Raw genomic sequence first — 14028 nt, forward strand, 5'->3', positions numbered from 1 at the left:
CGCGGCTGCAGACGTTTGCTCTTCCGTAGCCATGCGTTGCAATGCCTTCTAAACCGCCTGCGCGGCGGATAACTTTCGGTTCAATACCGCCATGCGTTGCAATGCCTTCTAAACCGCCTGCGCGGCGGATAACTAACTCACACGCAAGCACGGCCGCATTTTGCGCTTCTAAACCGCCTGCGCGGCGGATAACAGTTAGAAATATTTGGGCTTGGGCTTGGAGAGCTTCTAAACCGCCTGCGCGGCGGATAACTCAAAGTCGCGCGTCTTTCTATGGGACATTGTCTTCTAAACCGCCTGCGCGGCGGATAACGTATCAGGTAAAGACAAAAACGACTCTCAAATCTTCTAAACCGCCTGCGCGGCGGATAACAGAATTACTTAGAGTTCCTCTCTATTCAATATCTTCTAAACCGCCTGCGCGGCGGATAACGTATCCTTTCACGAAAAAAAAGGAGGTTTTATCTTCTAAACCGCCTGCGCGGCGGATAACTCTCCGTTCCTCTGCTAGAGTATCACTCCGGACTTCTAAACCGCCTGCGCGGCGGATAACATGAAATCAATGAAAGGGATTTTTCGTCTGTTCTTCTAAACCGCCTGCGCGGCGGATAACTATAGCAAGGATGCATCACAGGAGCGACCATCCTTCTAAACCGCCTGCGCGGCGGATAACAACGTGCCTGAAATGGCCTCAGAACGCTTCTACTTCTAAACCGCCTGCGCGGCGGATAACATTGCGCATAGCCAACTCTCCCTCACGTTCAACTTCTAAACCGCCTGCGCGGCGGATAACCGCGGCGGAAAACCCGTGACTTTGAGCACGTCCTTCTAAACCGCCTGCGCGGCGGATAACTGCATGCGGCTATTGACTATTGTGCCCGTGCACTTCTAAACCGCCTGCGCGGCGGATAACACTTCACCGTCCTGCCGCAGTAGTCGTCGGCACTTCTAAACCGCCTGCGCGGCGGATAACTTGATAACGGAGTAGTCTCCTTTCATGGCAACCTTCTAAACCGCCTGCGCGGCGGATAACCTCTTGACACTTTTTCGAGTTTCCGGCAGAAACTTCTAAACCGCCTGCGCGGCGGATAACTTCTGACCTTGCCAACGGGGCCTTGCTCCGATCTTCTAAACCGCCTGCGCGGCGGATAACACTCTCCCTCACGTTCAAGGCGTGAGATTGAACTTCTAAACCGCCTGCGCGGCGGATAACACATTGTTGACGGATGTTTTTCCGCCTTATCTCTTCTAAACCGCCTGCGCGGCGGATAACAGCCTGCCGAGAGACACACTTGCCAAGGTGTGCTTCTAAACCGCCTGCGCGGCGGATAACTCTCGCCTGTCCAGTCTTATGGCGGCGATTATCTTCTAAACCGCCTGCGCGGCGGATAACGGGATCCAAATCCTCAGGACCTATTCCGAAAACTTCTAAACCGCCTGCGCGGCGGATAACTGTCACGGCCACGAACCAAAATTTTGCCCGTCGCTTCTAAACCGCCTGCGCGGCGGATAACTATATCTCGGGATGTATAACGCTTTCCAATGTCTTCTAAACCGCCTGCGCGGCGGATAACCAATATGTCAACGGCCGTCAAGTGTGGTGAATCTTCTAAACCGCCTGCGCGGCGGATAACCAGACGTGCCGAATAAAAAACACTGTTATTTCAATATATTGAAAAACATTCTTCCCGATATACTTCCTTTTGCAAAGGGAAACGTATCCTCTTTATATCGTTATTCTTTTTTACAGGCATCTTCCATGAAGTCAAAAAGAAAGTCCAGCACCTCCCTTTCCTGACACGTTTCAATAAGTCGCTGGCGGAACTGCTGTGCCGCCGTGCCCTCCCCGGCACATTCAAAGGCCAGAGGCATCACCCAGGCATCCTTGATCAGGTCCGCCAGATCGAACACCAGCGCGCCACGACGTGTCTTGCCGTGCAGCACCGGCATGGCAAAGCTGATGCCCAGCCCGCAAAGGACCACCGAAGCATAGCCGTAGGCTATATAATTGCCGTGATCCAGAAAACCGTTACAGATATCCGCCAACGAGGAAGAAGCTCTCCGGCCTTCCTCCCGTTTAAACGGGAAACCATGCCCCCGGGCAAGTTCGGCATACAGTTGTCTGGCCCAGCGCGCTTCCACCAGCAGAAGCTCCTGCGTCCCTTCCGCGCTGTCCAGCTCCGAAAAAAAGCGCTGCCGAAGCTCTTCTGGAATGGTGATACCGAGTCGTGCCAGGTGGGCATTATTCTCCCAGGCTTCCGCCGCCAGGCGCACTCTTTCCTTCAGAAAATGACGGGCCAGTTCCAGGCGCTTTTCTTCCTGGAACCAGCGCGCACTCCACATCTGCATATACTGCGTCGGCCTGTACTCGCTTTGCGGTACAAGGAAGACCGGATCGACCGCACCCAGGAGAGGGGAACCGCCCGAACCGCAAAAGCCCACCACCACCTGCGATGCCGCAAGGCGGCGCATGGCGGCATCGGTAATGGATGTTCCCTTCCCCAGCAGCAGGAAGGCGGTATTGCGTTCCGGAATATTGAACAACTGTTCAAATTCCCCGCCGTCGTCCGTGATATAGACAACCCGCTCATCCTGCTGCATCACCCGCGCATGCTCCAGGTAAAAGACATTGGCCCTTTTGGAAAGCATGAGCGGGCGAGGTTCCGTTCTGCCTTTCATTGCCATGGCAGTTCCGGCAGGCAGAAGCACCGCTGTGCACCGCAGAGACCATAGCCGTTGGGTTCACATTCTCCTTCGGGAGCTTCACCCTGCATACGCCGGACATGCAGGGAAAAACGGCTTCCGTTGCTGCCGCTTCTGAGAATGAAATACACCAGCGCTTCCTCTTTTGCCTGTTTCATGCGCCTTGCCCGCAGCCGCCCGTGTTCCTCCCCTTCGTGCCTGTCGGTGGACAGCGTGGGAATGCGGAACCTTGAATAGCTGAACCATGTGCCGGAAAAGTCTTCTGCAACCGCACAGGGAAGGGAGCAGTGCGCGTAGTCCCGGAACCACGGCGAGGCGGCAAGCTTCTGCCGCAGCCATTCCAGATCTTCGCAGGTGGAGGCGAACACCCGCAGCAGTCCGCCCCGTTCCGCAGGACTGCCCGGCTCGGGTACGGCCACGGCAAAGGCGCCGTTTTTTCCGGCAAAAATGCCGTGCAGGCAGGCCAGCATGCGGCCCCGCATGAAGGCCGCACTCATGCCGGAATCCTCCCCCTCTGCAAGAGGGGCCATGGTACAGTACCATAAGGGTTTCATGTCTAATCGCTCCCGGAAAATACGCCGCCGCGGATAAGGCAGGCCAGCAGAAACTGCCCTTCGTCCGAAGAAGGATCCAGCTCCGCCACGCGCAGCAGCAGTTTGAAGCCTGAGGCTTCACCCTTATTGCGGAAAAACAGCTGGGCATCCAGGCTTGCGCCGTTGGGCTCCACAGGAATGGGAATATCTCTCCCGGAAAATCCGGGATACCATGTGTCTATGGTCCGCAACGCGTTGCCTATTTTCTGGTCGCGCAGAGCGGCCTGCCCCATGATGCGCACGCTGTGCCTATCCTGCCCTTCGGGGGTAGAGCCCACGCAGTACAGAGGACGGGCAAAACCACGGGCTTTGTTTTCCAGATAATTCTGGGACGGAAACACCTCCACCGGGCCTTCCATGCCGAAATCCATGCGGGCCGTCACCTGCAGAACCGCACCGGGTTCTCCCTTCCAGCCGCGGGCCAGCACCGAGGCCACCTTCTGTTCCTCTTCACTGAAATCGGAAAAACTGCGGAAGGGGACCTTGAGCGCATCGAAGGTGCAGGATGTGCCGTCGGGCATATCCACACGCACGGCAACTGCCGCCGCCACTGCACGGTTGCGCCACAGAAAGCGCCCGTTGGCAATATTGCGGGCATAGCGCAACGCCAGCGCATCCAGCCCTCCGCCTTCCACGGCTTTTGCCAGAAAGGCCTGAATGCTCTTCTTGAACGCCGCTATTTCCTTCATGTCATCTTTCTGACCGGGAGCGCAGGCAAAAAGCGCCTTGTTCACATCCACACCGCGGAGAGAAAAACGCACCTGTGCGGCAACGGCTCCGGCGGCAGTTTTGGCGCTGTCCGTAGTCTGAATATTGGACACTTCTTCGCGCTTTGCACTGGCGGCAGTCTCCGTCCCTTCCCGGCTCGCCTTGTTCAGGTTCTGCGTGCCGCGTATGCCGTGCCGCATCACCGGCAGGGGAACGACGCTTCCGTCCTTCATCTCGCTGTAAAAAAGTCCGTCCGTCATCACAAGGCAGCGCTGAAACGACAGCACGCCGGGAAGTTTCTTCATGGCAGCCATAGTATCTCCTTACCAGTCGACTGATTCTTCCGTATCCTGACGCAACACAAACACATCGCCCGCATCTTCCGGCCATACCGGACGCCACAGGGCTTCTTCCGCATCATGCTCTCTCAGCCATGTTCTCAACGAACAATACTGAACCATACCCACAAGAGGCTCGGCAAAGGCGTGCAGAAAACCGTTTCTGACCCCCGACCGGTGTTCAAAAGGCGTTACCGCGGCATAGCCCACGCAGGCCGCGGCAAGCCAGCTGTTCCCTTTTTCCGCATCCGGAACCTCACCCAGAGCCTCCACCATGAGCGAAGCCTGATCCTTCTGCCTGTTTTCCAGAAGATCTCTGCGATCCGTCAGCACATACCCGCCGCCTATTCCGCGCAGGGCCTCTTCCATGCTCCTGCATTCATAGACAGGGCCGTGGCGTACGATGTCGCCTCCTGCAAAACGCGCGCCATGCAGAAACGCTTCCGCCGCGTGCATGTCGGCCATCTGTTCCAGCTCCCATACCACGCTTACGCTCATATGCGCACAGGCAACGGGCTGAAGGGAAAGCGCATGTTCATTTTTTGAAGAATAATCACTACCTCTGGACGACTTTCCAAAGGTAAAGGCCGCGCCCCTTCTCTGCTGCGGCGAAAAAACGCCATAAAAACTCTGCCCCAGAGCCTCGCGGTCGTGATGGATCAGGGCCACGCCCGTCACCTTCGCGCCGCCGCCTGCATGGTGGCACAATGCCTCACCAAGCCCGTATGCCGCACACAGCGGCGGGCCGCCCATAAGAAAGGAAGCCCCCATCATATTGGCGGCCTGCACGCGCATGCGGGGAACCACAAGATACTTCATCGAAAACTCTCCTCCAGTATGGAGGCTGCGGTTGCACTCGCCGTAAGATCAAGTACCAGCATCCGCACTCCGTCGTGAAACTCCGCCCTTTCCACGGCATCCATCACGGCCAGCGCCATACGGCGGGGCCAGGTTGCATCGCGAAGTTCCGGCTCCAGCAGACCGCCCACCGCCTGCGAGGCCACGGATTCCGCAACGAGAATACGCCGCCCCGTCCTTGCATCAAAACGCTCCGGCAGGCTGTCGGCACATTCCCAAAGCAGATCACGCGCATCCTCCCCGGCCGAAAGCACGGACTCCGCCAGCGCCCCCAGAAGCCGTTCCTCTTCCTGTCTCACCGCAAGGCGGCTGCGCCCTTCCTGCCCTTTCTCACTGTCCAGGCCGTATCGCGTGCGGAACCCGGCATAGGCAAGAAGACTCTCCCGCATGGGACCGGGGCGGGAAAAATCCAGCGGCAGACCGTGATGATACAGAAAGAACGCCTCCTTTATGCCGAAGGCGGCGCGCGGAGCATCCATGAACAGGGGCTTCTGCATGGAGCGCACCAGCCCGCCGATATTCTGCGGGTTGGAACCGCCTATGCCGAACTGCCCCTGCCGTATGCGCCGGAGCACGGCCTTTTTTCCCTGCGCCTCCGCGCTCTTTCTTTCTTCCGCAACGTGTTCATTATGCCGGGGGACCAGCCCTTCCCCTGCAGCGCACAAAAGTTCACACAAGCCGCCGGACGTGACGGGGGTCATGGAAACGTACCCCCCCTCCACACCGTTCCGGGGAACAAGCACCTGGCGCAGACGATGATCCACAAACTCCGTTCCCGTGGCAAAGCCCTGCCCATATGCCTTTTCCACCGCTTCCCGGATGACGCGCTTTTCTTCAGCAGAAGCCTGCTTCGCGCCTTCCTCCTCGTTCAGCACCATGCGTATCTGCTTGTAAACACCGGCGGTTTTTGCCCCGCCTTCCCCGTAATCCAGCGAAAGGCGCACCCCTCGGGACATGAGCGTACGCGCGGAAACATAGGGGGCATCCCAGGCCTTTTCCTCTGCAAGGCGCACGCCCGCAAGACGTGTATTGGAATTCACCGTCTTGGAACTGAAATGCAGCAGAGCGGAAGCCACAGCGGCATATTCTTCCGCCGGACAGGATTTCCATTTTTCCGCTTTCTGCTTTTTCTGTGCGTCATTACGCTCTGTTACATCGACATCATCCATGGCTTTTCACTCCATGTTCGTTGAACATCTCTTTATGCCGAATACTCCGTCATATTCCCACACCACAGGTTTCCCTTCATTAATATTTCCATTTTCATAGCTTTGTAACTCCACTATCATAGATTTTTCTTTCTGTATACCTGTTTTTTCACAAACAAGGCTCATTTCTTCAACACTCAGTCCCAGCCAGGCATGGGGAGCGGAAGGTACCGTGCGCCAGAAACGCTCGTCTCGCTCCACCCACTCTTCCCTCACGCCCCTGGATCCGCCACAGACGACAAGTTCCTCAAACACGGCCCGCCCGTCTTCATCCTCGCGCACTCTCCACACGCTCCGGCTCCCGCTCTGTTCACGAAGCGGCGTATCCTTATAGATTCTGTCGGAAAGAAGCTGCGCCGGAACCATGCCGCAGGAAAAAAGCCCTTCCCCCTCTCCTTCCGGGGCAAAATATTCCCGCAGGCGTTCCGTCACGGCTCTGTCGTCTCTCCGCGCCAGAGCACAGCGTTCCGTATCAAGGCGCAACGCGGCAGAAACGGGAAGCTCTTCTCCGCTCCACGGAAGCAGCTTTTCCAGATCATGCGTTTCATACCTCCCCTTTCTGCCCGCCCGTTCATACCCCGGCAGGCAGAAGGCGGGGAGCCTGAGCATTCCCCGTTCCGCATTATGGCAGTGTCGCCAGTTGAACTGCAGCACGGCAATGTTGGGCGTGCGGCAGGGAAGACAGCGGTGCCGGTTGACACGGCCCGCAGTCTGCACCAGCGACTGCGCGCTGGAAACATCAATCACGGCCCAGTCGAAATCGTGGTCGCGCCCCACCTCCTCCACAGGCGTGGCCACCACGATAAAAGAAACCCCCTCCTGCTTGTCCGAGGCCTGACTCAAAAGAGCATGAATTTCCGCATCCTCCGTGATATGCCGTTCTCCTCCGGCACGGGAAAGCAGCACATCCAGCCTCCTTTCCTTATGAAAGCGGGCGATTTTCCAGTCGTTCCCATGATAGCAGGCCACACGCGCGCAGGGCAGCGCCCCGGCAAGAAATCTTGCCGTATCCACCGCCGTGGCGATATTGGCCACACGAACCAGTCCGAAGGAATAGCGCGTGCCGGTGCGTTCATCTTCAAGGGCATGGGCGGCATGCAGGTCACGCACGGCATGCAGTACTGCTTCGCGCCATCCATCTTCCCGCTCTTCCACACGGCAGAGCCTCGCCAGGCGACAGGTCTCTCTGCGGCGCAGGGCCTCAAGCTGCGCCTGAACACGGTTTTCATAGTCCCGCCCCGCCATCTCTCCCCTTTCCCGGGAACCGGACGCGGCGGAAAAGGCCCTTGTTTCCGGCGCAAGCATATCGTCCACATATATTCTTACATACAGCGTCCCTTCCCGGGAGCCGCCCTTCAGTTCCCGTGCCAGTTCCGCACCGGAGGCGTACGCTTCCTCCACGGCCTCTGCCACGGGCCGGGACAGCGTGGCTGTGGAGCAGATCACGTTACGCCCGAAAAAGGCGCTCCACTGCACCAGCCGGAGCACGGCCACCAGCGCTTCCGGCTCATAGGAATCCACTTCGTCGAGCACCAGATCCGCACTCATGAGGCGGAGCAGCGCCTTGACATGGTGCCCCTGCAGGTGCGGCTCACCGGCGGCGACAAGGTAATCAATGGTGGAAACAAGCAGAGGCGCTCCCATGACGCGCCGTTCCTGCGCTCTGGGAAAAAACGCCTCCAGCCACGGAGGAAGTACCCAGTGCCCGCCTGAGGTGGAGGCCTCCACTTCCCCGGGATTGCCGTCGTCATCCGCCCAGTTCCCGTTCTGTTCCTCCCTCTCCGCGGCCAGGAAAAGAGCGCGGCTTACCGCATCCCCCACCACCGTGGCCATATCTTCCGTGCTTATGCCGAGCTGCTTTTCCAGAGCCGCGCCGGTCTGCAGCGTCAGCGTGCGAAGGTTCAGCGCTATGGACAGACGCGGTTCCCCCATGCGGGAAAGAAGGCAGGCCGCGCGCACGTTCATGCGTGTCTTTCCGCTGCCGGTACCCGCCATGTCGAACAGCAGCACCCCGCTTTCCGGATACGCCTCCCTTGCGCGCATGCAGGCATCGGCGGCGGCATCCTGCCAGGCAAAACGCCCGGGGCCGGAAGGCCGCAGCACAGCCTCCAGCGCACAGGGGGAAAGCCCGTCCAGCTCCCTTTCCGGCTGCCGTGCAAGCTGCACCATGCGCCGGAGCACGTCCGAAGCCCGTTCCGACACCATGCGCACATGCTGCTCCAGAGGCTGCTTCAAAGCGGCGCCGCCCCTTGCCGTGTTGGCAAACAGGCCCTCCTGCACCGGAGCCGGGGGCATATCCATGGCCGATACGGTATGATCCGCAAAAATCAGCGCGGCACGGGCGTAAAGAAAAAGCGCGCGCCAGTAGGGCGTATGTTCTTCCCCGCTGCGGCGCTCCACCATGGGTTCCAGCCGGCGGTACAGACGACGCACCGCCTCCAGCAGAGAGGCATCCACCTCCGCCCAGGGGTGGAACAGCTCTTCCCGCGCATTCCGGGAAAGGAGTCCGTCCTTCCGCACCAGCCTGCCTTCCGGGGACGGCAGTTCCGAAGAAAAAAGTCCGTGATGCAGGGCAATGAGCGCATCCAGACATTCCCAGGCCGAAGCAATGCCGTAGCGCGAGGCATTGCAGATCGTCCTTTCCCCGAGGCGCGTTTCCGTGCAGCGCATCCGCCCCAGCGCCTCCCATGCCTCATCCCAGGAAGCTCCCGCACGCAGGCCTTCCCACAGCATGCGGGAAATCCACTCATGGCGCACGGCGTCCGACCTTTCCGCAAGCCCCCGCAGCTTTTTCTGAAACTTGCATGAGCCCTTACCGAGGTCGTGAAGCAGGCCGGCAAGGCGCACCAGAAGCGCCGCAATCCTCACCCATTCGGGCAGATCGACAGGCGTCTTTTTTCTGCGCCGCCCCACGGGGAAACGCCCTTCCGGGCCAAAGCTCCGGCGTGAACCCACAACCCAGAGCAGCTTCATGCACCGCCCGCCGTCGTTTCTGTAGCAGGCCACGGCCGTCTGCCGTGTGGCTCCTGCTGCAAGCGCTGTGCGCACCTGCTGAAGCCCTTCCTCCGTCATGGGGGAAAGCCAGCACCGCTCCCCGGCCCTCACCGCATAACTGTCCAGTATGCGGCGAGTCCGGCGCACAGCCCTTCTGCAGCACGCGGAAATAAAGACAACATGCACGCTTCCGCCTCTCTTTGTCTGACGGTATCTGAAAAACTGTTCCTGCCAGTCCTATACAGAATTTCAGCCGCGGCAGAAAGGCGCTGTTCCGGCACAGCCCCCTGCCCGGCGTCATGCACCTCCCTCCTCAAGGAAAACGCAGCTCCGTATATGAAGCTGCGCTGCAACTTCCCTCCTGCCTTCCCTGAACCTTCCACAGAGCTTTCCCATGTTCTCCCGCCCCATGTCTTCCGGCTCTTCATGGCTGTGCCGCTTTCCGGAACCTCCTGCCTTTCTTTCCCCATGCCGGTGAAAATCTTCTGCAGGTAAAGGCAATATGTTAATAAGTGTACTTTCATATACATTTTTATTCAATGTTCCAGTTATCTATCAGGTATGGAATCGAATCCCCTGCTTCAGTCGGCCATCGGCGCCGTTCTTCTCCGTGAACGCCGGAAAAGGCAACTCACCCAGCAGGCCCTGGCCGATCAGGCCGGGCTGCAACGGGTCTACATTGTCGGCATTGAAGGCGGAAAGCGCTGCGTCAGCCTCGCCATCATCTTTGCCCTGTCCCATGCTCTGGGCATGGAGCCTTTTGAGTTCGTCAGAAAAATTCAGGAAGAAATGACCTGCAGAAAAAAATAAGCGGCAATCCGGTTCCGTTCTCCCTCCCGATACTCCGAACATCCGCCGGGGAAGCTCTTCCCCCGGAGAAAAGGAACACGCCTCTTTCTGCAGCAGGCTTTCCCGCCCACAAAAAGTGACGGTACGCAGGGAGTACGGAATACTCTCCGCTTCCCGCGCTCCGACGCTCTGAAACACGCATCATCTCCCCGGAAGACTGTCTCCTTTCCGTCCGCCTGAGAAGGCGGAGAGCTTTCTGCATACCCGTTGCAGCGCCGCTTTTCTTCCGCCGCGCCGTTTTCCGGCAAAACTGCCGCGAGCTTCCCCCTTTGTCCGTACTTTTGTCACGCATGGCGCGCACTTGCGTATGCTGAAGCGCCCCGTTCAGGTGCTGGACATGCCACAGGAAAATGATACGTTTCTGTCATCAATACCACCCGATTCACGAAAAACACCCCCTTGCCACGGAGGAGACCATGGGACATTCCCAGCATGTGGACATGCTGCATGGCCCGCTGATGCGCAAACTCATTCTGTTTGCCCTGCCCATTGCCATGAGCAGCATCATGCAGCAGTTGTTTATTTCCGCGAATGTCGCCGTCGTCGGCCACTTCGTCAGTGCTCAGGCCATGGCTGCCGTGGGCGGCAACGGCCCCATCGTCAACCTGATCATCAACCTCTTCCTCGGCCTTTCCGTCGGGGCAAACGTGGTCATTGCACGATATGTCGGCAGGGAGGATATGGAAGGCTGCCAGTCGGCGGTGCATACCGTCATGGCCGTATCCATTCTGAGCGGCTTCTTCCTGCTCTTTGCCGGCCAGCTGCTCGCCCCCTTCATGCTGACGCTGGTGGATGTGCCCGAAGACGTCATGGATCTGGCCGTCCTGTACCTGCGCATCTACTTTGTGGGCATGCCGTGCATCATGGTCTACAACTTCGGGGCTGCAGTGCTGCGAAGTGTGGGCGATACCAAAAGACCCATGTACAGCCTCATTGCGGCGGGCGTGGTCAACGTCACCCTGAGCCTCATCTTCGTACTCGGCTTCAACATGGGCGTGGCCGGCGTGGGCCTGGCCACACTGGCAGGCAATATCGTAAGTTCCGGCCTCGTGCTGTATTTTCTTCTGACCGAAGATGATCTGATACGCCTGAGCATACGCAAGCTTTCCATAGCAAAGGTGCACCTTGTCAGAGTCATCAAGATCGGCGCCCCGGCAGGCCTTCAGGGCATGATCTTCTCCCTGTCCAACGTCTGCATCCTTTCGGGCATCAACGGCTTCGGCTCCAGCACGGCGGCAGGTTCCGCAACCGCCATCAACTTCGAGTTCATCTCCTACTTCTTCATCAACGCATTCTGCCAGGCCACCGTGACCTTCACCAGTCAGAACTACGCCATGTGCCGCCTCAGCCGCTGCCGTAAGATCTTCCGGGAGGCCATGGCCTGCGGTATTCTGCTCTCCGGGGCCACCTGCCTCATCTTCACCCTCGGTTCCGCATGGTTCACCGGGCTCTATACCAGCGATCTGGAAGTCATCCGCCATTCGGTGACGCGAGTCTCCATCGTGGAAAGCATGCAGTGGCTTTCGGCCACCTACGAAATCAGCGGCGCGGCCCTGCGCGGCATGGGCATATCCATGCTTCCGGCCATCGTCACGCTCATCGGTTCCTGCCTCCTGCGCATCGTATGGGTCTATACGGTATTCCGCATGGTGCCCACCTATGAAATGCTGCTCTCCGTCTACCCCGTGTCCTGGGCCATCACCGGCGCCATCATGCTCATTGCCTACTTCCTCATCAGGAAGAAGCTCTTCTCCGAACGATCCGAAGGCGGCTACTGCAAGCCTCTGGATTTTTAGGCGGCATTTTCCGGCTGCATCGCCGGAACACCTCCGTCCACCTCTGAAAACAGCTCATCAATCCTTCCCGGGGCGGTTCCAGACATCATGGAACCGCCCCTTTCTGCATGGGGCGCGCCCGTCCGCCGCCCCGGCCGTCTCCTCAAAAAACGTCCGCCCCCCTGAGGCGGCTCCCGGATCCGGAAAAAGCGCCCGGCCCGCTCCATGACAAAGGGAAAAGGCCTTTTTCCGTGCGGCGCTCCCTGCACAGGGCATATTCCGGCCCACACAGCCCCTCCATCCGGCACGATCAGGCAATTTTTTGCAAAAATCGTATCTTTATCTTCCCCTTTGCTCTTCCTACCATAAGGGGCAGAATCAGTTTTCCAGAAGAAAAAAGGCGGCCTTGTCGCCGCCTCCGCCTCGCGGGACCTTTCCCGTGAAAAACGCCCTCCGGAGGAACAGCATGAGCATTTCCCGTCGTCGTTTCGTCACTCAGAGCCTCCTTGCCGCCGGGGCCGTGGCCTCAGGCCTTGCGCCTGCCCTTGCCCGGGCCGCCTCTCCCCTCCCCAAGGTTTATTTCACCAGAGATCTCAGCGCCGAAGGTCTGCTCAGGCTGTACGGCATGGTCAATCAGCACATCACCGGCAACATTGCCGTCAAGCTGCATACGGGAGAGCCGGGAGGCCCCAACATTCTGCCCCGGGAATGGGTAAGGAGCTTTCTGACCCGGGTTCCCGGCGCCCGCATCGTAGAATGCAACGTGCTCTATGCAAGCCCCCGCCAGACCACGGAGGGGCACCGCAGAACGCTGGAAGAAAACGGCTGGACGGAATTTGCCGATGTGGACATCATGGATGAAGACGGCGACACCCCGCTTCCTGTCCGCGGCGGCCAATGGCTCACGGAAGTGGCCGTGGGGAGCCATCTTCTGAACTATGATTCCATGGTCGTGCTCACCCACTTCAAGGGGCATACCATGGGCGGCTTCGGCGGATCGCTCAAGAATATTTCCATTGGCTGCGCCTCAGGGAAACTGGGAAAGCTGCAGATTCACCGCGACGGGAACCGGACCTGGGCAGGAGGCCCCCGGTTCATGGAACGCATGGTGGAAGGCGGCAAGGCCGTCACCGACCATTTCGGCAACCACATCACCTACATCAACGTGCTCAGGAACATGTCCGTCAGCTGCGACTGTGAGGGCGTGAACGCCGAACCGGTGCGCCTGCCGGATCTCGGCATTCTTGCCTCCACGGACATTCTCGCCATCGACAAGGCTTCCGTGGACATGATCTATGCCCTGCCTGAAGATGTCCGCGCCCACATGGTGGAACGCATCGAATCCCGCTCCGGTCTGCGTCAGCTTTCCTATATGAAGGAACTGGGCATGGGCAGCGACCAGTATGAGCTTGTCACCGTGGAAAAAAGCTGAACGGAACGGGCAGGTCGCACGCGCGCAGCAGAAAACCCTGTCCGGCCGTCACGAAGCCGGACATGCTGCGGACGCGCGGCCTGCCCCACGCTTTTCCCCGGAAAAAGCGTTGTTTTCCCTGAAAAGGACCTTTCCCCAGCAAAACATTCCGCCTGCCGCGCAGGGCAGGCCGACCGCACAGGACGGCTTCCGGCTCTCTCCCCTTCTTTCGCGGCATCGCCTCATGAGAACATGGCCGCAACAAGCGGCAAAAATCGCTCCCGCCTGTTCCGCGCCTTTCCGCAAAAGATGTGCAGGCCGCCCTTTCGCACGACGGCTTCCGCATACGCTCGAAACACCGCAAAAAAAAGCACGGTATCCGCTGAATGCCGTTAAACAGAAAAGCGGCAGGAATCTCTTCGCAAAAGCGAGAGCATTCCTGCCGCATACATTCCGTGTGGCGTCCCCAGGCGGATTTGAACCGCCGTTGACGGCGTGAAAGCCGTTTTACATACGCCTACCGCCATTATATTTCAATGAGTTATAGCACATTGAGGGGCATAAAATGTCACCAAAACTCTCTGTGCTTGT

The 14028-nt window shown here is 58.8% G+C and carries 9 protein-coding genes and 1 CRISPR repeat array; of the genes, 3 read left to right on the forward strand and 6 right to left on the reverse strand.

The genetic code is table 11. The annotated features are described in order from the left end of the window. Window positions 1–45 precede the first annotated feature (45 nt). Window positions 46–1634: a CRISPR direct-repeat array (repeat unit 28 nt; unit sequence CTTCTAAACCGCCTGCGCGGCGGATAAC). Between the two features lie 100 nt (window positions 1635–1734). From cas1f to Q0K07_RS11405, 6 genes are read right to left on the reverse strand one after another with little or no spacing between them, the layout of a single operon-like run. Next, entirely contained in the window at window positions 1735–2685 is a 951-nt protein-coding gene (gene cas1f / locus Q0K07_RS11380) for a type I-F CRISPR-associated endonuclease Cas1f (RefSeq protein WP_294559316.1), read from the reverse strand. Next, on the reverse strand, window positions 2676–3257 hold the full coding sequence (locus Q0K07_RS11385) for a type I-F CRISPR-associated endoribonuclease Cas6/Csy4 (protein ID WP_294559318.1): 582 nt from the start codon (window positions 3255–3257) through the stop codon (window positions 2676–2678). The genes cas1f and Q0K07_RS11385 overlap by 10 nt, the downstream gene beginning before the upstream one ends. Before the next feature lie 2 nt (window positions 3258–3259). Next, window positions 3260–4318, reverse strand: coding sequence for a type I-F CRISPR-associated protein Csy3 (csy3, locus tag Q0K07_RS11390; RefSeq protein WP_294559320.1), 1059 nt, complete (start codon window positions 4316–4318; stop codon window positions 3260–3262). Between the two features lie 9 nt (window positions 4319–4327). Further along, entirely contained in the window at window positions 4328–5161 is an 834-nt protein-coding gene (locus Q0K07_RS11395; protein ID WP_294559322.1) for a type I-F CRISPR-associated protein Csy2, read from the reverse strand. Beyond that, window positions 5158–6369 (reverse strand): hypothetical protein, encoded by a 1212-nt coding sequence (locus Q0K07_RS11400; RefSeq protein ID WP_294559324.1) that lies wholly within the window; start codon window positions 6367–6369, stop codon window positions 5158–5160. Before Q0K07_RS11400 ends, Q0K07_RS11395 begins: the two co-directional genes overlap by 4 nt. 6 nt (window positions 6370–6375) lie before the next feature. Beyond that, window positions 6376–9588: a CRISPR-associated endonuclease Cas3'' gene (locus tag Q0K07_RS11405; protein WP_367178896.1), complete on the reverse strand. Its 3213-nt coding sequence runs from the start codon at window positions 9586–9588 to the stop codon at window positions 6376–6378. A 375-nt stretch (window positions 9589–9963) separates the two neighbouring features. On the opposite strand from Q0K07_RS11405, the gene Q0K07_RS13300 reads away from it, so the two are divergent. From Q0K07_RS13300 to Q0K07_RS11420, 3 genes are all read left to right on the forward strand, one after another. After that, window positions 9964–10212: a helix-turn-helix domain-containing protein gene (locus Q0K07_RS13300; RefSeq protein ID WP_367178897.1), complete on the forward strand. Its 249-nt coding sequence runs from the start codon at window positions 9964–9966 to the stop codon at window positions 10210–10212. 455 nt (window positions 10213–10667) lie between these two features. Beyond that, window positions 10668–12047: an MATE family efflux transporter gene (locus tag Q0K07_RS11415; protein WP_294559330.1), complete on the forward strand. Its 1380-nt coding sequence runs from the start codon at window positions 10668–10670 to the stop codon at window positions 12045–12047. A 445-nt stretch (window positions 12048–12492) separates the two neighbouring features. Then, window positions 12493–13458, forward strand: a complete 966-nt coding sequence (locus tag Q0K07_RS11420; RefSeq protein ID WP_294559331.1) for a DUF362 domain-containing protein — start codon at window positions 12493–12495, stop codon at window positions 13456–13458. The last annotated feature ends 570 nt before the right edge of the window (window positions 13459–14028 follow it).

The organism is uncultured Mailhella sp., from assembly GCF_944324615.1.
GTDB lineage: Bacteria > Desulfobacterota > Desulfovibrionia > Desulfovibrionales > Desulfovibrionaceae > Mailhella.

Excerpts from the sequence above, each read along its gene's own strand:
- cas1f (WP_294559316.1), bottom strand. The coding sequence starts at position 2,685 with ATGGCAATGAAAGGCAGAACGGAACCTCGCCCGCTCATGCTTTCCAAA.
- Q0K07_RS11385 (WP_294559318.1), bottom strand. The coding sequence starts at position 3,257 with ATGAAACCCTTATGGTACTGTACCATGGCCCCTCTTGCAGAGGGGGAG.
- csy3 (WP_294559320.1), bottom strand. The coding sequence starts at position 4,318 with ATGGCTGCCATGAAGAAACTTCCCGGCGTGCTGTCGTTTCAGCGCTGC.
- Q0K07_RS11395 (WP_294559322.1), bottom strand. The coding sequence starts at position 5,161 with ATGAAGTATCTTGTGGTTCCCCGCATGCGCGTGCAGGCCGCCAATATG.
- Q0K07_RS11400 (WP_294559324.1), bottom strand. The coding sequence starts at position 6,369 with ATGGATGATGTCGATGTAACAGAGCGTAATGACGCACAGAAAAAGCAG.
- Q0K07_RS13300 (WP_367178897.1), top strand. The coding sequence starts at position 9,964 with ATGGAATCGAATCCCCTGCTTCAGTCGGCCATCGGCGCCGTTCTTCTC.
- Q0K07_RS11415 (WP_294559330.1), top strand. The coding sequence starts at position 10,668 with ATGGGACATTCCCAGCATGTGGACATGCTGCATGGCCCGCTGATGCGC.
- Q0K07_RS11420 (WP_294559331.1), top strand. The coding sequence starts at position 12,493 with ATGAGCATTTCCCGTCGTCGTTTCGTCACTCAGAGCCTCCTTGCCGCC.